Origin of the sequence: Marinospirillum minutulum DSM 6287 (assembly GCF_000422325.1) — a bacterium.
Taxonomy (GTDB): Bacteria; Pseudomonadota; Gammaproteobacteria; order Pseudomonadales; family Halomonadaceae; genus Marinospirillum; species Marinospirillum minutulum.
Map to the genome: position 1 here is coordinate 253,724 of NZ_KE383818.1, position 22,483 is coordinate 276,206.

A 22,483-nucleotide genomic window follows, 5' to 3' on the forward strand; every position below is an offset into this window, starting at 1 on the left:
ATTTAGCGCTTACTAGGCAAAAGATCTAGAGGTTGCTGCAAAGGAAAATGACCACGACCATAAAGTCGCCATTCTTTTTGCGGCCCGTAAAGCTTTACATCCCAGTCATAAGCTACTTTTTGTGGCAGGTTGCCTAGGTAGCGACCAGAGCCAAGGTGTTGAACTGGTACAGAAAAATCTAAGGATGAGCGGGTAGGGTTTTCCATTAAAACAAGTAGTTGGTCTGGAAATGGAGCTAAGTCACCCACCAAAGTCATATTAAGCTTGCCCTGAGCAAAGCTAAGGCTGGCCTTTAAACCTTTTCTTTCTGCAACACGGTCTTGCTCAAAGGACTGGTTAATGCCTCGGCCTTCTTTGTAGTAGTTTTCGTTTACGGTCCCGTCATAATTAATTGAACCGACAACCAGTAGGGTTAGCCCTGTTAATACACCGGCAATGGCCGGCGAGAACGCCAGCCAAACCATGCCATTTTTATACCAAGGTTGATTGTTAGACTTGCTACTCATTAACGAGATGCCCTTATGTAGAAGCGTGATGTACGAGTGCTTTTAATGCTTGGGTCAGATTCAGACTCAAGGTGCATTTCAATTTCAATTGCAGGTGATTTTGGTAACTGCTTGGGATCACCGATTAATTGAATAGGGTACTGTTGAACCTCGCTTGCTACCAGAGTAAACACAGTTTCTGAGTCTATTCTTATACCTTCAGCATTTTGTAAGCTTAGCTTGTAGGTATGCGTTTTCTGGTCTTTATTAGCAATGCGAATAAGGTAACTATTTTCTATTTCTCCCGTATTAACCATACGGAAAAGTTGGTTGCGGTCACGTAATACTTCTAGTTCTAATGGCACTCGACCGCTAAGAGCAATAACAAAAGCAATGACCATAGCCGTTAAAACAGTAAAGTAGCCTATTAAACGTGGACGCAAAATTTTAGTGGTACGCCCAGCAAGCTCTTCTTCTGTTGTATAGCGAATTAGACCGCGTGGATAGTTCATTTTATCCATAACCTGGTCACAGGCATCAATACAAGCGGCACAGGTAATACACTCATACTGTAAGCCATTGCGAATATCAATGCCGACAGGGCAAACCTGCACACACAGGTCACAATCAATGCAGGAGCCTAGGTTTAACTCTTTTGGGTCAGCTGACTTTTTGCGGCTACCGCGTGGCTCACCACGAGCAGCATCATAAGAAACAATAAGTGTGTCTTTATCAAACATAACCGCTTGGAAGCGTGCATAGGGGCACATGTAAATACAGACTTGCTCACGTAACCAGCCAGCAAATAGGTAGGTGAAGAAAATAAAGAAACCTAGCCAGAAGGTTTCCCAAGGCCCTAAATCAAAAGTAAAGACACGAGGAATCAGTTCACGTATAGGTGAAAAATACCCTAAGAAAGCAATGCCGGTTGCTACAGCAATAAGTAGCCAGATTAAATGTTTGCTGCCTTTGCGAAGCAGTTTGTTGGCAGACCAGGGTGCTTGGTTAAGCTTTTTACGCTGGTTGGGGCTACCTTCAGTTTTATCTTCAACAAAAATAAATAACCAAGTCCAAACAAACTGAGGACAGCTATAACCACACCAAACACGACCTGCAAAATTAGTAACAAAAAAAAGTGTGAAGGCTAAAATAATGAGTAGCCAAGCCAGCAACATAAAATCATGAGGAAAAATGGTGGTGCCAAAAAAATGGAACTGGCGGTTAGGTAAATCAAACAGTAAAGCTTGACGGTCACCATAGGGAATAAAAGAGGCTAAGAAAAAACCGGTTAATAGTACCCAGCTAGCTGTAGCACGAAGCTTTTGGAAAAGCCCTTGTACACGTTTTACATAAATGTGTTTGCGTCGTGCGTAGAGTTGGTTTTGTGGTCCACCCGTAGTGGGAGATTTGCGTTTGCTTCCTGCATTAACGGGCGTTACGTCTTGGGTAGGAATTTTATCAGTCATTCAATCATCACCAGGCTGGAGTTAGCTTTACGGTAAAACTGAAACCTTGTGCGTGCAAAAGCAAGCGTGGTTTTCTTAGAAAGGAATTTTCTATCTGTATTTTGCTACTATCCCCCAGTAAAAAGCAAAAGGGAATGCGACAGCCTGCCGCATTCCCTAAAGCTAGTGCTTACTTACCTTGGTTTAGGCTATAGATATAAGCCGTTACTAGGTGAAGTTTGGGCATTAATTCAGCTTTCTCTTTAGGAGTCAGTGAATCAAGGTTAGCTGGTAGTTCAACACCATAGTCTAGGTAGCGTGCCTGAGCAGGCATTAAACCGTTACGACCGTGGCGCAGAGTGTAGCTAACTGAATCATAAACGCTTTCGCCTGGCTGTTGGTACAACCAAGTGTTAGCAGTTAAGTCAGGTGCACCTATGCTATCTATGCCCATTGCTGCACTACCCTTACCATCACTACCGTGACAGGAAGAACAGATAGCTTGGAACATAGGCGCTGCTTCTTGTACTTTAGCAGCGTCATGCTCTAAACCAGAAAGGCTTAAAACATAGTGAGACATGGTGTCTACACCTTCGTCACCCAACATATCAACCCAAGGTGGCATTAGGCCGTTACGGCCATTAATGATGGTATGACGAATGGTTTCTACGTCGCCACCATAAAGCCAACTGTTATTGGTTAAGTTAGGGAAGCCATAACCACCACGTGCAGAAGAGCCGTGACAAACAGCACAGTTATTCTGGTAGAGGCGGTTAGCTACCTGCATAGCATCAGGGTCATTAGCTAAAGTCTGAACGTCAATTTGGGCGTACTGATCAAAAATGGGCGCATAAAACTCTTCTGCGTGAGCCATTTCATCTTCCCATTGACCTGTAGAACTCCAGTTTAATAAACCTTTGAAGTTACCTAGGCCTGGGTAGAGTGCTAGGTAACAAAGGCCAAAAACTATGGTGGTAACGAACATAAGAAACCACCAGCGAGGCAGGGGGTTGTCATATTCTTCGATACCATCAGCCGCGTGGCCAGTGGTTTCGACTTCACCATTAGCTGCCTGAGCTGTATCGGTTTTGCGGTTTCCATAAAGGAGCCACCAGCAGAAGGCAATCACACCGAGGGTGATTACTGAAATCCACAGGCTCCAGAAGCCGCTCATGGCTTGGCTAGTCATGCTTTTTATTCTCCAGTGATGAGCTTGCATCTAGGTTAGGGTCGTCGTTTTCAGCCTCGTCAGCAAAAGGCAGGTTAGCTGCCTCATCAAAAGACTTCTTTTGCTTCTTACTATAAGCCCAAGCAATAATGCCAAGAAAGGCGAAGAGTAAGACGACTGACATGAGGCCACGAAAAACGTTGATATCCATAACCTTACCGTGTGTCTTTTAGGACAGTGCCCAGTTGTTGTAAGTAGGCAACAACTGCGTCCATTTCGGTTTTCCCGTTAACGAAATCCTTTGCACCTGCGATATCTTCATCGGTGTAAGGTACGCCAAGCACTCTTAGACGCTGCATTTTGGTGGCGGTGTTGCTGCCATCCATTACTTGGTAGTTCATCCAAGAATAAGCAGGCATAACGGATTCAGGTACTACATCACGAGGATTGAACAAGTGAGCATAGTGCCAGTCATCACTGTAGCGACCGCCAACACGGGCTAAGTCTGGACCAGTACGCTTAGAACCCCACTGGAAGGGGTGATCATAAACAAACTCACCCGCTACTGAGTAGTTACCGTAACGCTCAGTTTCAGCACGGAAAGGACGAATCATTTGTGAGTGGCAGGTATAGCAACCTTCACGCACATAAATGTCACGGCCTTCAATTTCTAGCGCATTAAGTGGCTTTAAGCCTTCTACTGGCTTAGTGGTGCTATCTTGGAAAAACAGCGGAGTGATCTCAGCAAGACCACCAAAGCTGATTACAACCAAGATAAGAACCATCATTAAGCCAACGTTCTTTTCTACTATTTCGTGTTTCATTCAGCTAACCCCTTATTAGGCCGTTTGTGCAGCAGCTTTTTCGGAAGCCTTGCTGGATACAGTCATATAGACGTTATAAGCCATAATCAGCATACCCGTTAGCCAAAGAACACCACCTAACCAACGAACGATAAAGCCAGGGTGACTCGCTTCAACTGATTCGATAAAGGTGTACATTAATGTACCGTCAGCATTCACTGCACGCCACATTAGACCTTGCATGATGCCGTTAACCCACATAGAGGTAATGTAAAGAACAGTACCCACTGTAGATAGCCAGAAATGCACGTTAATTAGATCAACAGAGTGCATGTCTTTTTTGCCAAACAGTCTAGGAATCATGTGGTAAACAGAACCGATAGAAATCATTGCAACCCAACCTAAAGCACCCGCATGTACGTGACCAACAGTCCAGTCAGTGTAGTGGGATAGGGCGTTAACGGTTTTAATCGACATCATCGGGCCTTCAAAGGTAGACATACCGTAGAAGGATAGAGAAACAACTAGGAAACGTAGGATAGGGTCTGTGCGTAGTTTATGCCAAGCACCAGACAGGGTCATCATACCGTTGATCATACCGCCCCAAGAAGGTGCAAGTAGAATCAGCGACATAACCATACCTACAGATTGTGCCCAGTCAGGTAAAGCTGTGTAGTGAAGGTGGTGAGGACCAGCCCACATGTAAACACAGATTAAAGCCCAGAAGTGCACAATTGATAAGCGGTAGGAGTAAACAGGACGCTCAGCTTGTTTAGGTACAAAGTAGTACATCATACCCAAGAAGCCAGCGGTCAAGAAGAAGCCTACTGCGTTATGGCCGTACCACCACTGAACCATTGCATCTGTCGCACCAGCGTAGATGGAATAGGAGTGAGTTAGGCTAGTTGGCAGTTGCATGCTGTTTACAATGTGTAACACCGCTACGGTTAAGATAAAAGCAGCAAAGAACCAGTTCGCAACATAAATGTGCGAGGTTTTACGCTTGTAAATTGTACCGATAAATACAGCGGCATAGCTTACCCAGACTACAGCGATCAGCAGATCAATAGGCCAGATTAACTCTGCATACTCTTTACCCTGAGTTAAACCCAAAGGTAGAGTGATGGCTGCTAATACGATAACTAGTTGCCAACCCCAAAAGGTGAAAGCGGCTAGTTTGTCAGATATTAGGCGTACCTGGCAGGTGCGCTGAACAACATAGTAAGAAGTAGCAAATAATGCTGAACCACCAAATGCAAAAATTACTGCATTGGTGTGAAGCGGACGTAAACGTCCGAAGCTTGTCCATGGAAGGTCAAAGTTCAAAAGTGGCCATGCCAATTGAGCCGCTATCCAGACGCCGACAAGCATGCCGACGATGCCCCAGACTACGGTCATTATGGCAAATTGCCGAACCACCTTATAGTTGTAGGTAGAATGTTCTATTGCTGTGCTCATGTCAGGTTCCCATTACAGCAGTTAGTTTGGAGGAATCCAGCGCCAAGTTTCGAGGAGCTGAGGTTTCCCAGCCATGATACAAGTCAATGGATCCTACTCATTCTATCGCAGCCGCTGTATGACCTGAACCTAAGTGTGCTTATTAGTTTAAGATTTATTTATATTCAATATAACTTATATTAATAAATCGTTTTAAAACAATGACTTGTCTCTATGTGACAAAATACCACTTAGACGAAGGTCTGATTGTGGGTTGACATGAGTTTTTTCTTTAAAATGCTGGTTTTTTAGCAGTAAAAGCTTTTTTAGGTGAACTTTTATTAGCTTGGGCAAGCAATTCAATGCTACTGCTAGTATAAAATTTCAAGGGTGAAGCAGGTTTTTCTTTAAAATAAATTGGAAGCGGTTGAAATAGTTTAAAAAAAGATTTGACAGTCCCTTAAAAGAATGTAGAATGCGCTTCGTCATCAGGAAGGGCGGTTAGCTCAGTTGGGAGAGCACCAGCCTTACAAGCTGGGGGTCACTGGTTCGAACCCAGTACCGCCCACCATTTATTACAACTCGATGTATACCGTAATAAATACCTACCTGTGATAAAGTTCACTGTAATGCGGACCGGTAGTTCAGCTGGTTAGAATGCCGGCCTGTCACGCCGGAGGTCGCGGGTTCGAGTCCCGTCCGGTCCGCCACACAGTAAACAGTTTTAGGAAAATATGCGGACCGGTAGTTCAGCTGGTTAGAATGCCGGCCTGTCACGCCGGAGGTCACGGGTTCGAGTCCCGTTCGGTCCGCCATTTCCTACTAAAGATGGGCGGTTAGCTCAGTTGGGAGAGCACCAGCCTTACAAGCTGGGGGTCACTGGTTCGAACCCAGTACCGCCCACCATTAAATAGAAGTACTAGACAAACCGCCGCTAACTAGCTGCGGTTTTTTTGTTTTTGGCATATTTTTTCCTTCCTGTAATAGTCCTTTCATTTTTATTCTATTAATTCAATAAGTTAACTATTTTAATAACGTGCGTTTCAAACGAGCGCTTGACACTTTGGCAAGACTTAACAAGACTAGGCTATCCATAATAAAAAAGTTGATTAGGAGCTTGCCGTGAGTAGCCAAACCTACCCCCATATTTTTCAACCCCTAGATTTAGGTTTTACCACGCTTAAAAATCGCGTGTTAATGGGTTCTATGCACACCAACTTAGAAGAAACCAAAGGTGGATTTGAACGCCTAGCTACTTTTTATGCTGAGCGTGCAGCAGCAGGGGTAGCCTTAATTGTTACCGGTGGTATTGCCCCTAATGAGCAGGGTGTTGTTTTTCAAGGTTCAGCCAAGATGACCACCCCAGAAGAAGCTGCCGAGCACCGCGTAGTTACTGAGGCAGTTCATAAGGCTGGTGGCAAAATTTGTATGCAAATTCTGCACACGGGTCGTTATGCTTATTCCAATAAGCTAGTTGCTCCTTCAGCTATTCAAGCACCCATCAATCCCTTCGCGCCGCGTGAGTTGACAGCAGAAGATATAGAGCAACAGCTTGCTGACTATGTAACCAGTGCTAAGTTGGCTAAAGAAGCAGGCTATGACGGTGTTGAGGTAATGGGCAGTGAAGGTTATTTAATTAACCAGTTTATCTCGCTGCGAACTAACCAACGACAAGATGAGTGGGGCGGCAGCTATGAAAACCGCATTCGTTTTGCTGTGGAATCTGTGCGTCGGGTACGTGAAGCGGTTGGTAAAGAGTTTATTATTATTTTCCGCTTATCCATGTTAGACCTAGTAGAAGAAGGCAGTAGCTGGCAAGAAATTGTACAGCTTGCCAAAGCCATAGAGGCCGCAGGAGCAACTTTAATCAATACTGGCATAGGTTGGCATGAAGCGCGTGTACCGACCATTGCAACCAGTGTGCCCCGTGCTGCTTTTACTCAAGTTACGCAGCGGATGAAAAAAGAAGTTAATATTCCGCTAATAACCACTAACCGCATTAATATGCCAGAAACTGCCGAAGCAGTTTTGGCTCAAGGTCATGCAGACATGGTTTCTATGGCGCGTCCTTTTTTAGCCGATGCAGAGTGGGTTGCCAAAGCTGAAGCAGGACAAAGCAATAGCATTAATACCTGTATTGCGTGTAACCAAGCCTGTTTAGACCAAGTATTTACTGGAAAGCCAACCTCCTGTTTGGTTAATCCGCGTGCCTGCCATGAAACCCTAATGCAATCTATACCAACGCAACAGCCTAAAAAAATAGCCGTTGTAGGTGCGGGTATGGCAGGTTTGTCCTGTGCTACAGAAGCAGCAAAGCGTGGTCATGACGTTACTTTGTTTGAAGCAGCGGCAGCTATAGGCGGGCAGTTTAACTTAGCTAGAAAAATTCCTGGCAAAGAAGAATTCAATGAAACAATGCGCTATTTTGATCAGCTAATAGATCAAACAGGCGTTAAATTAAAACTGAACACTAAAGCTACAAGCGAGCAGCTAGCCAACTTTGATGAAGTGGTTGTTGCAACAGGTGTTCTGCCCAGAATTCCAGATTTTCCTGGGGTAGATCACCCCAAGGTTAAAACCTATGTAGAAGCCATAGAAAACCCTACAGCCCTAGGTAAAAAAGTGGCAGTTCTTGGTGCTGGCGGCATAGGTTTTGATGTGTCTGAACTTCTAGTGCAAGAGCCAACAACGGCTGAAGGACAGTCGACAGAAGCATTTATGCAAGAATGGGGTGTAGATTTAGAAGTTAAGCAGCCAGGTGGTTTAGTGGCACCCCAGCCACCTAAACCTGAGCGTGAAGTTTATCTTTTACAACGCAAAACCAGTAAGCCAGGTAAGAATTTAGGCAAAACAACGGGTTGGATTCACCGAGCTTCTTTAAAAGCTTATCAAGTAAAAATGCTGACAGGCTGTGAGTACTTAGGTGTTGATGATACGGGGCTACACTTAAGGGTTGCAGGCGAAGAGCAATACTTGGCAGTTGATAATATTGTGCTTTGTACGGGTCAAGAGTCAGTTAACCAGCTTTTTAAAGACTTAGAAGCCCAAGGTAAAAAAGCACACCTGATTGGTGGTGCAGAACTGGCCGCCGAGCTAGATGCTCGACGGGCGATAGAGCAGGGTTATAAATTAGCGATTAGTTTATAACTAGTTAGCAAAATATTGCTGCAGATAAGTATCAAAATCGATCTTATCTGCAGCTTCTATTGCTCGCTGCTCCTCAATAGAGCTACTGCTTAGCTGAGTAAACAGTTTTTCTCTAGCCTTATCAACAGGCTTAGCAAGTAACTGTTCTTTTTGTGCCCTAGCTAACTCCAGAACAGCGGGAACAAATCCATCACGCTCTTTTGCTAATTTAAGCATTTGTGCAGAAGGCGTTAGATTTACGTCATCTACCTTAGCTTGCTGTTGATTAAGCGCATCACAAAAAGGTGTTTGCTCGGGTGTACTAGCATCCAAAAGCTGGCATACAGGACGCAGACGCTTTAAAAGTAGGTCAGCTTCTTGGCGTAGTGGTTTACCATTAATTAGCGTTTCAGGGTTGCGAGCAAAATTCACTGTTTTCTTTAGGTTGATATCAATATTTTGACAGTCAACGTCATTCAGTTGTGGGCTAGGTTCTAATAAACAGAAGAGCAAAAAAGCATCTAGAAAATACATTTGTGCTACATCTATTCCGCCTGGTAAGAAGGGGTTGATATCTAAGCAGCGAACTTCTACATATTCCACGCCATCAGCTTGTAAAGCTTCATTCGGTTTCTCTCCGCTACGCATAACTCGCTTAGGGCGAATGTCACTGTAGTACTCATTTTCAATTTGTAAAATACCCGTATTTAGCTGGCGGTACTCGCCATTTACCTTAGTGCCAATTTTTGCATAGTCTGGGTAAGGCTGACTAATTGCCAGGTTAAGAGTATTAATGTAGTTTTCTAGGGAGTTAAAACAAATTTTTAACGTGCCCTGTACTTTATTTTGGTAACCCAAATCTGACATACGTAAGCTAGTTGCGGTGGGTTCACCCCAAGTGCCGGCAGCCAGTTTTTTTAGAGGGTGCTGGTCGTTGCCGCTTAAAAAGCTTTCATCTAACACGGGGCTGGCACCAAAAAGGTACATTAGCAGCCAAGAATAACGACGGAAATTACGAATGAGACTGAAATAGCGTGTGGAGCGCCAGTCTTTATCGGCTGCTTCTGCAGGCAAGCCTTCTAGCTTGGCAAGTAAAGGCCAAAGCTCATCAGGAAAAGAAACATTGTAATGAATGCCAGCAATGCTTTGCATAATACGACCGTAGCGTGCATCTAAGCCACGGCGGTAAACATGCTTCATAAAACCAACATTTGAAGTGCCGTATTCACCAATACGCACACTCTCGTTACCATCTAGCTTACAAGGCATACTGGCAGGCCAAAGTAGCTCTTGGTTTTCTAAGTGCGACAAGCTAAAACGGTGTAGGTCTAGTAAAAACTCAAGGGTTGCTTCACGGCTAGTGCTGACAGGCGTAATAAACTCTAATAGCGCTTCAGAATAGTCGGTAGTGATGTGCGGATGAGTTAGCGTAGACCCCAAAGCTTTGGGATGATCGCTTTGGCTTATTTCACCTTGAGGTGTGGTGCGGAGGGTTTCTTTTTCGATACCACGGCGAATGGAATTGAAAAGCCCTTGATCTGCAAAGCCTTGTAAGCCTTGCAGGTAGTCATTTAGATTGAGTGTCACTGGACGTTTGCCTTAGAAAAGTTGAGAGCCACAGTAGGACTAGAGATATTGGGCGCATCTTAGCTAGTTTCAACAGCTGCAACAAGTCGAAATAAAAAACACCCTAACCTGTTGCAGCAGTCCTAGACACTAAAGAATTAACTGTTAACGCTTGAGTTGTGAGGCAGCAGAACGAAGCGCGGTACGAACCCCTTCCTCAAGTACAGGATGGTAGAAAGGCTGAGCAAGTATTTCTTTTAAGGTGAGTTTTTGTTGAATACTCCAAGCTAAAAGGTGCACTAAATGCTCTGCTCTAGGGCCAAAAATTTCTGTACCCAGTAACTGCCCGGTTTTTTTGCAGGCATAAACTTTCATTAACCCTTGGTTTTGTTGCATTACCCGCGCACGGCCTTGCCGAGTAAAGTCCATACTGCCTACCACCACGTCTTCTTCACCTAAACGTGCTTGAATTTGTGCTAAAGATTCTCCAGCTAAGGCAATTTGAGGTTCGCTAAAAACGACGGCTAAAGGTGTGCGGCGTGCTTTAGGTTGGAAGTTAGGCCAGCTTGCTGCATTACTGCCAGCAATAAAGCCTTCATCATTGGCTTCATGCAACAAAGGCCTAAAACCTGCCACATCACCGGCAATAAAAATGTGAGAAGGACTGCCATCGGCATTAATGCACTGCGTCGTTTCAGGGTTGAACGCTGGCTGTAGACGTTCATTAAGCTTTAAGCCAGCTGCTTCAATATTAATTTTATCTAAGTTGGCTTTGCGTCCTGTAGCGGCTAATAAATAATCAAAGGTTTCACTAACTTCTTTACCCTCGTTATCAACAAAGGTAAGTGTTACGCCCTTATCGGTACGGGTAATAGAACGAACCTCATTGCCTGCCATAATAGGAAATTCTTTATTAAAAGTTTCCAGTGCTAGCGCTTTCATAGCGGGGTCTTGTAGGGGGCCGATACCATCACCACGACCAAATAAGCGTAAACGTACACCTAAGCGGCTTAATGCTTGGCTAATCTCTAAACCAATAACCCCCGGACCAAAGACGGCAACCGATTTTGGTAAATCATCCCAGGCAAACACCTCATCATTAACAATTAAACGATCACCCGCTGCTTCAAACATGGCTGGAATTGCTGGGCGTGAACCAGTGGCAATAATAATGTTTCGGGCACGAATTTTTTTGCCGCTGGTGGTCTCTAGGGTGTTGGCATCAACAAAATGGGCTAGCTCATCTAAACGCTGTTCCGTAGGAATTTGGTCGACATCTTGCAGAACAAAACTTACAAAGCGGTCACGCTCTGCTTTAACCCTTTGCATTACCGCCTTGCCATCAACCTTATAACCGGCATTGAGTTGAATACCAAAAGCTGGAGCTAGCTGCATTTGGTGAGCACTTTCGGCAGCAGCAATTAATAATTTACTAGGCATACAACCCACACGCGCACAGGTGGTGCCATGAATGCCACCTTCAAGCATAACGATTGAATTAGTAACTTTACTTGCTGCATTAAAGGCACTTAGGCCAGCTGTACCTGCACCAATAATGGCGATATCAACCTGTTGAATCATTGCAACCTCTCAAAAATATTGAATAACGCTTTGGCTAGTTGAGTTTTAAGAAGAGTTTAACAAAAACAAATATAAGAATCTTCTTATTTAAAGGGCAGTGCTAGTTAACGCTAGTCAGTCAAGCCTAGACTATTTATAATCAGTTAACTTAAAAATAAACAAGGGTTAACCAAGTGATCTATTTGTGGGGTGTTACTTTTTTATGGGCTTTTTCTTTTAGCCTTATAGGTGTGTATCTGTCAGGCAGTGTGGATGCCTATTTTGCCGTGTTAACACGCACATTTTTAGCTAGCCTAGTTTTTTTACCCCTGCTGCGCTTTGCTCGTATTCCCTTAAAACTGGCGTTTAAACTTATGTTAATCGGTGGTTTTCAGCTTGGAGTTATGTACCTTTGCTTGTACCAATCCTTTAGTTACCTAAGTGTGCCTGAAGTAGTACTTTTTACAATTTTTACGCCCATCTATATCACCCTAGCTAACGATTTACTGCAAGGCAGGTTTACTCTCTGGTATTTACTAACAGCCGCTTTGGCTGTAGTGGGCGCTGGTATTATTCGCCTTAATGCCATTAGTGCAGATTTTTTAGTCGGTTTCTTATTAGTGCAGGCCGCTAATCTTTGTTTTGGGTTATCTCAAGTCGCTTACAAGCACCTAATGGCTAATTTAAAAAGTTCTGCATCTAACCTTAGGCATAGGGATGTGTTTGGCTATTTTTATTTGGGGGCTTTAATAGTTGCCTGCTTAGGTATGCTGCTTTTTGGTAACTGGCAAAAACTGCCCAGCACTAGCACACAATGGCTTGTGCTTTTATGGTTAGGGCTGGTGGCATCTGGTGTGGGTTATTTTCTATGGAATAAAGGCGCAACCTTGGTAGATGCAGGAGCACTGGCAATCATGAATAACGCATTAGTACCCGCAGGGCTTTTGGTTAATCTTATTATCTGGAACCGTGATGTTGATTGGTTAAGATTGACTTGTGGTGGTTTAGTTATTCTGCTGGCACTCTTCATTAATGAACGTTGGGTAAAACCTAGAGTTGAGTTACAAGAAGTAAAAGCTGGTTAAGACTGCTTCAAAAACTGGCAATCAGCGCTCTTTAAGTGTTTAATCACCCACTAGAATTTTGATAAAAGAGTCAAGGAGAGTACCGATGTTTCGCTGGTTACCCGCTGTTTTAGTCGGTTGTTTACTTTTACCTAATGCCGGTAAGCTACATGCCTACGATGATTATGATGAGATTTATAGTTACGTAAGCGGTGGTTTACATCACTGGTCAAGCGGTGATTCAAGTGCTGAAGGTCTAAAAATTCGTTTTGGTCAGCAGTTAAATACCTTTGTAGGTGCTGAAGTCCATTTTGCATTAGGCGGAGAAGATTCCACTACAGAAGTTTCCTTAGATCGTCTATTTGGAATTTATGGCAAGTTTGGTTTGCCCCTTGGCAGCATAACTCCTTACGCCAAACTAGGTATGACATCAGCTTCAATAAAAGAGGCTGAAGAGACTAGTAGCGAATTTGAAATGAGTTATGGCGTTGGTACAGAATTTAGCGTCACCCCACGCTTCTTTATTGATTTAGAGTTCATGACTTATTTAAGTACAGCAGAACTTGAACTAGACGGTTTCACTCTAGGTATAGGTTACAAGCTACGATGAAAAACCCTGGATTCCGCAACATAGGTTTAATCGGACGTTTGGGTAGCAATAAAGTAGTTGAAACACTTAAGCGATTGATGCGCTACTTAGATGAGCATAACTATCAGGTGATAGTTGAAGCGCGTACAGCAGGCGTTATGTTGGGTCATGGGTTTCAAGAAGCCGACTTAAAAATGTTGGCAGAAATTTGTGACCTAGTTATTGTTGTTGGTGGTGATGGAAGTTTATTAGGCGCTGCCCGAGCTATGGCTAAAACGGGCGTGCCTGTTTTAGGTGTTAACCGAGGACGACTCGGCTTTTTAACTGATATTCTTCCTGAAGAAGTAGAAGAAAAAGTTGCCGAAGTTTTAGCCGGTAAATTCACTTCCGAAAGACGTTTTTTACTAGATGCTGAAGTCTACCGCGAAGGTGAGTTAATCGGCAGTGCTGATGGGCTTAACGATGTAGTACTCCACCCAGGTAAATCAGCTCGAATGATAGAGTTCGATTTATACATTGAAGGGCAGTTTGTTTACAACCAGCGCTCCGATGGTTTAATTGTTGCAACACCCACCGGGTCTACAGCCTACGCCTTATCGGGTGGTGGGCCTATCATGCACCCTAAGCTAGATGCGCTAGTGCTAGTACCTATGTTTCCCCATACCCTATCTAGCCGCCCTATAGTGGTAGATGGCAGTAGTGAAATTAAAATATTTATTAGTGGTAGTAATGAAACCTACCCCCACATTTCCTGTGATGGTCAGACACATCTGGTGACCAAGCCTGGTGATGTGCTTTATATACGCAAAAAATCACAAAAGTTAAAACTTATACATCCCTTGGGATATGACTTTTACGAAATTTGCCGTACCAAGTTGGGCTGGAACTCTCAGCACAGCAATTATTGATCGACACTCGTCAAAAACGGATAGTTTATGCAAGGTTTTGATCTGATAGGTGATGTACATGGTTGTGGTAATACGCTAAGACGATTACTTGAACTCATGGGCTACTCACGTCAATCAGGTGTTTGGCGACACCCTGCTGGAAGGCAGGTAATTTTTGTTGGCGATATTGTTGATCGTGGCCCAAGAATTCGTCAGGCATTACACGATGTAAGAGAAATGGTTGAAGCAGGCACCGCACTCATGGTGCTAGGTAACCATGAATACAATGCATTAGCCTACTCAACACTTAATCCTCAAGGTGAGCCACTACGCTCTCATTCCCCTAGGCATCAAAGGGTTATTCAAGAAACCCTAGATCAGTTCGAGCCTTGGCCCAATGAATGGCAAGATTTTCTAAACTGGTTTATGACCCTGCCCTTAGCTTTAGATTTAGAAGCACTCAGAGTCGTTCATGCTTGCTGGGATAACACCCTCATGCCGAATTTCTTTCAGAAATACCCTGAAGGAAAAATGACTAAAGAATTTCTACAAACCTCAGCTATTATTGGTACTGATGAATTTAGAGTGGTTGACCGTTGTACTCGAGGTACTTGGTTGCGCCTACCTAAAGGGCAAACACAAAAAAGTGGCGATGGTTTTGTACGTGATCGTTTCCGAACCTCTTTTTGGATAGATAACCCACGCACTTGGGGCGATGTTTTATTTCAACCCGACAGACTAACCCCAGAAACAGAAGCAACCTTAATTTCAGAAGATGATCAGCGGCGTTTAAGCTATTACCCACCAGAAGATAAACCACTATTTTTTGGTCACTATTGGTGTCAAGGTTTCCCGTCCGTTATTCGTCCTAACCTAGCCTGCTTAGATTACAGTGCAGTAAAGTATGGGCGTTTGGTGGCCTATCGCTTTGATGGTGAAGCCAAGTTAGATGCGGAAAAATTTGTGTGGGTAGAAGTGCAAAGAGACGAGTATCCACTACTAGAAGAACTACGCGCAGAAATGATGGCAGAAAATTTTCAAAAAACTTAAAAGAAGCGGGAACTTAAGCTGAAAAGCTGCGTCTTATTAGTCGTAGTTTCCTCATGATAGTCCTGCTTTGGCGGCTTCTTCTTTTATTTATAAAGAGTAGCCGCCATTTTTTTAACCCCTCTATCATTAAAAATTAGCGGCTAGATAAATGTTTAAACTTCTTGCTTTACCTTCATACCAAGACCCCATGCCCCTTTCACGTCACCTGTGGAAAGCACGTTTAGGTCATCGTATTTTGCCAGATGAAGAGGGTAATCATGTGTTTTGGCTGCTAGATGCCAGCCAATTACCCTTAGTGCAGCAAGCGTTAGATGACTGGCAGGCTGGACGCACTCCAGAACCAGCTAAAACCAATCCTACCTCCTTGGCTTATCGCATAAAAAAAGTTCCCATTACTCTAGCCGTTTTATTGCTTGCCTGCGCTATAACACTAGCCTTTGAGTGGTTGTTGGGCCCGGTTGTTTTTTTACTCGTTTCTTTTACACCCATGGAATTTGTTAATGGACAGGTGGTTAGCCTGCCTTTAAGCATCACACTAACCTCAGGACAATGGTGGCGTTTAATTACCCCCATGTTTTTACACTTTGGCTTGATGCACCTAGTTTTTAATTCTTTATGGATTTGGGTATTAGGTGAGATGATTGAAAGAAATCAAGGACAGGTTAAACTTGTCTTATTAATACTATTTACTGCCTTGGTTTCCAATTCAGCACAATTCTTAATTAATGGCTCTAGTCAGTTTGGTGGCTTATCAGGTGTGGTTTATGGCTACCTAGGCTACATTTGGCTTTGGGGACGCTTGCACCCACAACAGGGGCTAGGTTTAAGCAATGCCTTGGTTATTTTTATGCTAGGTTGGATGCTTTTAGGTATGACAGATTTTGCACGTTCTTTAGGCTTAAATATGGCCAACGAAGCGCACCTAGGTGGGCTTTTAGCTGGGTTAGCTTTTGCACTTTTACCCTGGCCTAAAAAGAGGAAACAAGTATGACCTTTGCAGATATGATTGAAAAAATGAGCCCTGAAATTTATACGGCACTTAAAAGTGGTGTAGAGCTGGGTCGCTGGCCTAATGGTCAACCACTGACCAAAGAGCAAAAAGAAATTAGCATGGAAGCGGTTCTACGTTATGAAGCACAAAGCAGCATTCCTGAAGAAGAACGTGTTGGTTATATTGCACCTAAAAAGAAAAAGCCAGCAACCAACGAAGAAGTGCCAGTAAAAATTTTAGGGCAGGAATAATAGCGTGCTAAGTTTAGCCGGTCGTTTACGTAAAATGGGTACAGAACATGCCGCACAGGTAAGTTATGAATTAAAACTTGCCGATGGTGAAGGTGGTTTGCAAAGCCTAGCTTTAAACCCCTTGTTAGGAAAAGTGCTTAGCCTTGAATTTGGCGGCAATATTCATTGCATTCATTGTGAGCGAAAAACTAATAAGAGCTTTTCACAAGGCTATTGCTACCCCTGTTTTAAAAAGCTGGCGCAGTGTGATACTTGCATTGTTAAACCAGAAACCTGCCATTATCACCTAGGTACTTGCCGTGAACCGGCTTGGGGCGAAGCGCACTGCTTTAAAGACCACACGGTTTACCTAGCCAGCACCACTGGCTTAAAGGTAGGAATTACCCGTGAAACCAACATGCCTACGCGCTGGATGGATCAAGGCGCTATTGCTGCCCTGCCACTATTAAAAGTAAATAATCGCCTAGCTTCAGGCCTAGTAGAAACCACCCTAGGTCAAACCATTAAAGATAAAACGGCTTGGCAGCGAATGCTTAAAAATGAGGTAGAAGACCTAGACTTGGTTCAGGAAGCGCAGCAGGTGTTAGCTGATTATCAACCCCAGCTAGCTGCCTTAGATAACCTAGAGTTTGAAACGCTAGCATTAGAACCTTTGTTTTTTGAATACCCAGTGTTGCAATATCCAACCAAGGTTAAATCGCTTAACCTAGATAAAACACCCAAAATTGAAGGCCAACTGCTTGGTATTAAAGGTCAGTACCTTTTGTTAGATACAGGTGTTATTAATCTACGCAAATATGCCGGTTACGAGGTGCGCTTTTCTGCTCACTAATCACCCGATTAAAAGCGGCTCAGCAGTTATTTTTTTACGAATAAGTCTTCTGCTGTTAGCTTGGTCGCTTAGCTTGTTTTTACCTCTGCCCCTTCTTGCTGCAGAAAAAAAGTTACAACCTTTAGTTTTGCAGCTAGAACCTGAAGTTGCCGCAGTGCGTAATAATATAGAAGCCTATTTAGGTGAAATTGAGCAGCGTAATACCGATGAAATGCGCCGTTATGCACGTTTTGCTCGTGGTCAACTAACCCAAGCGCTAGAAGCTTTGGGTTATTACCGTTATCAAATTAATTTAGAAGTAGAGGAAGGCAATCCAGCGCAATTACAGGTTAAAATTTTGCTAGGCGAACCAGTACGTTTGCAGCAGGTGAATTTAAAACTAGCAGGACCAGCCGAAAACCAACCTGATTTCACTTTGCCCTCCACAAAAAAACTTCAACCAGGGCAGCAGCTTAACCATGCTGCCTATGAAGCAGCAAAAAAGCACTTTTTAGATCAAGCGCTTAACTATGGCTATTTTGCGGCTGACTTTTCTAAAAGTAGCTTAGAAATAAACCCAGAAGCTGGCACAGCAAACATAGATTTAAACTTTAATTCAGGGTCACGCTACCGTTTTGGTGAAGTGACCTTTGATCAAAAAGATCAGTTTCAAGAAAGCTTTATTAAAAAATTTGTACGTTTCAACAAGGGCGATGCCTTTGATACAGAACGCCTCAGTGAATTAAGCCGAGAATTGCGTAGTAGCGATTATTTTAATGAAGTTTTAGTGGATGTGCATGAAGATCAAGCCAACGAAGCCTTAGAAATTCCAGTTGAAGTTCTAGTGCGTCCCCGTAAACCCCATAGTTTAGATTTAGGTATAGGTTACTCAACGGATATAGGTCCACGCCTTAGCGGCAGTTGGACGCAGCATTGGCTGAATGATTTGGGGCATAGCCGAGGTGTTAATACAGAGCTTTCTTTGCCACGTAAAGCAGTGAATGCTTGGTATCAACTACCTTTAACACCACCCATGACAGATAAGCTGCGTTTTACCACTGCCGTAGAAGATGAGCGCTTTGATGACCAAAGAAGTCAGCGCTTTAGTGCCGCTCTTCAGTGGCATCATCAACAGGCTAATCGGTGGGATAGAATTCTTTCTATAAAAGGGTTGCAAGAAAACTACCAAATTGCTGGAGAAGCAGATAAGGCTTGGCTTACCCTACCAGGCATTACCTTTGATCGCTTAAAAAGCGACCAGCGGGTTGATCCTTCCCAAGGCTACCGTTTGCACTTCGACCTAGCAGCGAGTCACCAAGATTTTTTGTCTGATATTAATTTATTTCAAGTAACTGCTTTTGCCCGTGGGCTTTACACCTTTTATGATGACCATCGGCTTTTAGCTAGACTACAAATGGGCGACTTATACACTGAAGACTTTTCTGTAACCCCTGTTTCCCTACGTTTTTTTGCAGGTGGTGACCAAACCCTTCGAGGTTACGCCTACCAAGCAATAGCACCCACCAGTGCTACTGGGCGTGCGCTAGGTGGCCGTTATTTATTAGTGGGCAGTACAGAATACCAATACAGTTTAAGTTCTACTTGGCGCTTAGCCGTATTTGTTGATGCGGGTAATGTCACCCTAGAGCGTGAAGAACTAAAAACACTGAAGGTAGGTAGAGGTATAGGCTTACGTTGGATTTCACCGGTAGGTGCTTTGCGTCTAGATATAGCTGAAGGCTTGGATGAACTACAAGGTGGTTGGCAGTTGCACTTCTCTATGGGGCCAGAGCTATGATACGCAAGCTAGCTTATTGGTTAGTAGGCACCTTGGCCGGGCTAAGTTTTAGTCTGCTATTGTTAGTGAGCTGGCTACTTTTTACCTCCTCAGGCGGGCAATGGGTTTTAGGGCAATTGCCAAGTTTAAAAGTGAGTGGCTTTCAAGGTCAGCTCGCCAGCCAGTGGCAAGCCAAACGGGTCCAGTGGCAAGGTGAAGGCCTAGCGCTTGATTTACAAAACTTAGCTTTTAGCTGGCAAGCTAGCTGCTTATTTGATCGAAAAGTTTGTATAAATAATTTACAACTTGCCAGTCTTAAAATAACCACCCCAACAAGTCAGCCTGCTACTTCTAGCTTGCCCTTAAATTTACAAAGCTTGCGCCTGCCAGAGACTCACTTACCTCAGCTTAACTTGTTTGAACTAACCCAGCTCAATGGCCTAGAAATAAGCCAGCTAGCTTTAGAGCGTTTAGACTTAAACGGGCAGGAGCAGTTAAGTCACCTACAACTCAGTGCTAGTTGGCAAACAACCCAGCTAAGTATTCAACACCTAGAAGTGCAAAGCCCTTGGTTAACCCAAGTTTTGCAAGAAAACCAACATAACACCGCTAAGGTTCAGTTAGAAGGCAGGCTAACCACTGAAAAAAACTGGCCTTTGTCACTTAATTTAACCAGTGAGTTGAGTGAATACCCTTTACAGCTGGCGCTAACCGGTGATTTAGCAAAGCTGCAAATACAAACGAATTTAAACCTTTCCAGAAAAGAACAAAAAGCAGCTATCAGTTTAGAAGGGTGGGTTAATCTGCTAAAAACGACAGCGCCTTTAGATTTAACACTTGCTTGGCATAATCTCTACCCTAGCCAAACCCACCCAGAGCTAGTGGTTGGGCTGGAAGATCTGCAATTAGACAAGGGTAAGCTAACCCTTGCCGGTAATTTGCAAACTGGTTGGCAATTAGTAGCCAATGCCCAGCAAAGAATAAACTTCCAGCCCGTTAATTTAAGTCTTACTTCCAACTTAAGCTGGCAAAAGCTAGTGGTCGAAAAACTCAAGTTAAGCTTAGATGAAAAGCGTTGGCTAGCTGTAGATTTTACACTCAATGCCAACGAGCCAGAGCAATTTAGCCTAGATGGAAAGTTAGCAGGGCAGCTAAAAAGTGAGCCTAGCCCTAGCGTAGAACTTGCTAGTAGCTTTAGTGGTTTTGTAAATACAGCTAGCCTAAAGACAGAAGCTGCCAACTACCAATTTAATTTAACGGATTTGTTTATAACAACGGATCAAGAAAAACTAGCACTGGCTTTAAGCCTTGACTCTAAAACTTGGCAAGCAGAGACAGAAATAAAACTCGATGACCTAGCCAGCCTAACAAAAATACTGGTTAAAACGTTTAAGCCCAACCAAGCAGAAGATTTACTTGCTAGCTATCCGTTAGCGGGTGATTTAAAGCTAAATGCAAAGCTTGCCCTGCCAGCACCAAGCCTTGATAAAAAAATAAGTAGCCAAGCACTTTTGTCTCAGGTTAGTCAGGGTGATTACCAGTTGCAGCTAGCTTCTAAAGCATTAGGTTACGCCACTAGTCAGCTTATCAATACAGACTTTAGCTTTAATTACCTAGGTGAAAAAAAACCACTTAATTACAAAACTGCGCTTGATCCACAAATAAACCTAGCCTTCAGCAGCCAAGAGTTAATACTTGAAAAAAATAAACAAAATCCAAGTGCCAAGGTTTTAATTGAAGCGATCAAGGTTAACCTAGCAGGACTAGTAAGTGACCACCAACTAACCACCACCCTAGTATTAGATAAACAGCCGCTACATGCCAGCATTCAGGGCGGTGTTGAAATTACGGATACCAATACAATGGAGTGGCAGTATCAGCTAGCCGCCTTATCTACTGAATTAATGAAACCTTGGCTACCCGCAGACTTACGCTGGACAGATCAAATAACGGGTGAAATGCAAGGCAGCTGGCAAAACCAGCAGTTAAAAACTTCATTGGAATTGCATTCTGGCCCAGGTGAGCTGGCAATTAAGTTAGAAGACACACTAAATAAAACCTTTACCTGGGTTCCTTTAACCTACCATCTTTTAAACTTGGGTCTTAGGTTAGAAGACGAAGAACTCATTACTTATTTAACGCTAGATGGTGATCAGCTAGGCTACTTAAACACCCAGGTTACAATGAACTTAAAACCTGATGCTACTAGCCAACAAAGACCCATTAAAGGCCATTATCAGCTTGAAGGTTTGCAAGTGCAGGCTTTCTCACCTTTTGTTGATCTTGACCAGCTAACCGGTTTGGTTAGGGGGCAGGGTGAAATTCGTGGCCACCTTCTAGCGCCAGAGCTTTGGGGTAATTTGCAATTACAAGAAGTGGTTGCCGTTAATTCCCGCTGGCCTATTACTTTAAAACGCTTAGATGGCCAGCTTTTACTCCAAGGTGAACAGTTAAGTTTAGAAGCCAACTTTGCAACAGGTGAAGGTGGCGATGGTCAGTTAACGGGTGAGTTATTTTGGCAGCCAGAGTTAACTGCACGTTTAAACTTAAAAGGCGATGCCTTTCAAGTAAGGATAGAACCCTGGGCAAGTCTACAAGTAACACCTGACTTAACCTTTAGCTATCAACAAGAAACCCTGCTACTTGCTGGGAAAGTAAAAGTGCCCAGTGGTTTAATTAGTGTGCAACAGCTACCTAAGCAAGCGGTTAGGGTTTCTGAAGATGCACGGGTTGTTGGTCGAGAAGTGGTTATAAAAAAAGGGCCTAGATTAAATTTAGACCTAGAGTTGCTGCTAGGTAACGGACAAGAATCAGAAAAGCCACCTTTAAGCCTAGCTGCTTTTGGCTTAAATGCTGAGATTCAAGGTAGGCTTAGAGTAGGTAATGATTTACAAACCCGTGGCGAGCTACTTTTAGTTAAAGGCACTTACCAATCTTGGGGGCAAGATTTAAAGCTGCGTAAAGCACGCTTAAATTTTGCTGGGCCAATTAGTCAGCCTTTTTTAAATATAGAAGCGGTACGAGAAGTACAGGATGTGACGGTAGGTATTCATATGACGGGGCGAGTGGATAGACCTGAAGCGACTATTTTTTCTGAACCCAGCATGGCAAACGAGCAGGCCTTATCTTGGTTAATTTTAGGTCGCCCGCTAAAAACAGAAAAAGATGAAAATACGCTCAATGCAGCCGCTATTTCTTATGGCTTAAAGCAGGCTTCAGGTGTTACCGAGCGTTTAGGTGAAAGCTTAGGTTTAAAAGATTTTCAACTCGTGGCGGAAGGTGGTGGCAGCGAAGCCAGTGTTGTTGCCTCAGGCTATATTAATGACCGACTCAGTGTAGGTTATGGCGTAGGCGTGTATGATGAAGTGAGCCGCTTTGTGGTGCGTTATGAATTATCACGGCAAGTTTATATCGAAGCAGCCAGCGCCCTAGCCAGCTCCCTCGATATTTTTTGGCGCTTAGATTTTTAACCC

The 22,483-nt window shown here is 43.7% G+C and carries 18 protein-coding genes and 4 tRNA genes; 14 read left to right on the top strand and 8 right to left on the bottom strand.

Annotated elements, in window-relative coordinates:
• Positions 1 to 2 precede the first annotated feature (2 nt).
• The 6 genes from H571_RS0110750 to ccoN form a co-directional block, all read right to left on the bottom strand.
• Positions 3 to 506, bottom strand: a complete 504-nt coding sequence (locus tag H571_RS0110750) for a FixH family protein (RefSeq protein ID WP_027849315.1) — start codon at positions 504 to 506, stop codon at positions 3 to 5.
• On the bottom strand, positions 506 to 1,951 hold the full coding sequence (ccoG, locus tag H571_RS0110755; RefSeq protein ID WP_027849316.1) for a cytochrome c oxidase accessory protein CcoG: 1,446 nt from the start codon (positions 1,949 to 1,951) through the stop codon (positions 506 to 508). Before ccoG ends, H571_RS0110750 begins: the two co-directional genes overlap by 1 nt.
• Positions 1,952 to 2,120: 169 nt before the next feature.
• Entirely contained in the window at positions 2,121 to 3,128 is a 1,008-nt protein-coding gene (ccoP, locus tag H571_RS14950; RefSeq protein WP_084482866.1) for a cytochrome-c oxidase, cbb3-type subunit III, read from the bottom strand.
• Entirely contained in the window at positions 3,112 to 3,309 is a 198-nt protein-coding gene (locus H571_RS0110765) for a CcoQ/FixQ family Cbb3-type cytochrome c oxidase assembly chaperone (protein WP_027849317.1), read from the bottom strand. The genes ccoP and H571_RS0110765 overlap by 17 nt, the downstream gene beginning before the upstream one ends.
• A gap of 4 nt (positions 3,310 to 3,313) precedes the next feature.
• Positions 3,314 to 3,922 (bottom strand): cytochrome-c oxidase, cbb3-type subunit II, encoded by a 609-nt coding sequence (gene ccoO / locus H571_RS0110770; RefSeq protein WP_027849318.1) that lies wholly within the window; start codon positions 3,920 to 3,922, stop codon positions 3,314 to 3,316.
• A 15-nt stretch (positions 3,923 to 3,937) separates the two neighbouring features.
• Positions 3,938 to 5,359, bottom strand: a complete 1,422-nt coding sequence (ccoN, locus tag H571_RS0110775; RefSeq protein WP_027849319.1) for a cytochrome-c oxidase, cbb3-type subunit I — start codon at positions 5,357 to 5,359, stop codon at positions 3,938 to 3,940.
• A gap of 474 nt (positions 5,360 to 5,833) precedes the next feature.
• On the opposite strand from ccoN, the gene H571_RS0110780 reads away from it, so the two are divergent.
• The 5 genes from H571_RS0110780 (at position 5,834) to H571_RS0110800 (ending at position 8,485) form a co-directional block, all read left to right on the top strand.
• Positions 5,834 to 5,909, top strand: a tRNA-Val gene (locus H571_RS0110780).
• A 62-nt stretch (positions 5,910 to 5,971) separates the two neighbouring features.
• Positions 5,972 to 6,048: transfer RNA gene (locus tag H571_RS0110785), tRNA-Asp, on the top strand.
• Positions 6,049 to 6,076: 28 nt separating this feature from the next.
• Positions 6,077 to 6,153 (top strand) — tRNA-Asp (locus H571_RS0110790).
• 15 nt (positions 6,154 to 6,168) lie between these two features.
• Positions 6,169 to 6,244, top strand: a tRNA-Val gene (locus tag H571_RS0110795).
• 216 nt (positions 6,245 to 6,460) lie between these two features.
• Positions 6,461 to 8,485 (top strand): NADPH-dependent 2,4-dienoyl-CoA reductase, encoded by a 2,025-nt coding sequence (locus H571_RS0110800; RefSeq protein ID WP_027849320.1) that lies wholly within the window; start codon positions 6,461 to 6,463, stop codon positions 8,483 to 8,485.
• Here H571_RS0110800 and gshA read toward each other — a convergent pair whose 3' ends face one another.
• Positions 8,486 to 10,051 carry a glutamate--cysteine ligase gene (gshA, locus tag H571_RS0110805; protein ID WP_027849321.1) on the bottom strand — a complete coding sequence of 522 codons (1,566 nt, stop codon included), beginning with the start codon at positions 10,049 to 10,051 and terminating at the stop codon, positions 8,486 to 8,488.
• A gap of 144 nt (positions 10,052 to 10,195) precedes the next feature.
• The gene (locus tag H571_RS0110810) at positions 10,196 to 11,611 is read right to left on the bottom strand and encodes a dihydrolipoyl dehydrogenase (protein WP_036218138.1); all 1,416 of its coding nucleotides are present in this window, start codon (positions 11,609 to 11,611) and stop codon (positions 10,196 to 10,198) included.
• A 173-nt stretch (positions 11,612 to 11,784) separates the two neighbouring features.
• On the opposite strand from H571_RS0110810, the gene H571_RS0110815 reads away from it, so the two are divergent.
• From H571_RS0110815 to H571_RS0110855, 9 genes are all read left to right on the top strand, one after another.
• A complete protein-coding gene (locus tag H571_RS0110815; protein ID WP_027849323.1) occupies positions 11,785 to 12,675 on the top strand; it encodes an EamA family transporter in 891 nt (296 codons plus the stop codon).
• 85 nt (positions 12,676 to 12,760) lie between these two features.
• Positions 12,761 to 13,264, top strand: coding sequence for an outer membrane beta-barrel protein (locus H571_RS0110820; protein WP_027849324.1), 504 nt, complete (start codon positions 12,761 to 12,763; stop codon positions 13,262 to 13,264).
• Complete coding sequence (locus H571_RS0110825; protein WP_027849325.1) at positions 13,261 to 14,151, top strand: NAD(+) kinase; 891 nt, start codon at positions 13,261 to 13,263, stop codon at positions 14,149 to 14,151. Before H571_RS0110820 ends, H571_RS0110825 begins: the two co-directional genes overlap by 4 nt.
• Positions 14,152 to 14,178: 27 nt before the next feature.
• Positions 14,179 to 15,180: a metallophosphoesterase gene (locus tag H571_RS14955; protein ID WP_051168291.1), complete on the top strand. Its 1,002-nt coding sequence runs from the start codon at positions 14,179 to 14,181 to the stop codon at positions 15,178 to 15,180.
• 148 nt (positions 15,181 to 15,328) lie between these two features.
• Positions 15,329 to 16,171, top strand: a complete 843-nt coding sequence (locus H571_RS14960) for a rhomboid family intramembrane serine protease (RefSeq protein WP_051168292.1) — start codon at positions 15,329 to 15,331, stop codon at positions 16,169 to 16,171.
• Positions 16,168 to 16,422: a DUF1315 family protein gene (locus H571_RS0110840; protein ID WP_027849326.1), complete on the top strand. Its 255-nt coding sequence runs from the start codon at positions 16,168 to 16,170 to the stop codon at positions 16,420 to 16,422. The genes H571_RS14960 and H571_RS0110840 overlap by 4 nt, the downstream gene beginning before the upstream one ends.
• A gap of 4 nt (positions 16,423 to 16,426) precedes the next feature.
• On the top strand, positions 16,427 to 17,254 hold the full coding sequence (locus H571_RS0110845; protein WP_027849327.1) for a DUF2797 domain-containing protein: 828 nt from the start codon (positions 16,427 to 16,429) through the stop codon (positions 17,252 to 17,254).
• 73 nt (positions 17,255 to 17,327) lie between these two features.
• Positions 17,328 to 19,031 carry an autotransporter assembly complex protein TamA gene (locus H571_RS0110850; protein WP_169445774.1) on the top strand — a complete coding sequence of 568 codons (1,704 nt, stop codon included), beginning with the start codon at positions 17,328 to 17,330 and terminating at the stop codon, positions 19,029 to 19,031.
• The gene (locus H571_RS0110855) at positions 19,028 to 22,480 is read left to right on the top strand and encodes a translocation/assembly module TamB domain-containing protein (protein WP_027849329.1); all 3,453 of its coding nucleotides are present in this window, start codon (positions 19,028 to 19,030) and stop codon (positions 22,478 to 22,480) included. Before H571_RS0110850 ends, H571_RS0110855 begins: the two co-directional genes overlap by 4 nt.
• Positions 22,481 to 22,483: the final 3 nt, after the last annotated feature.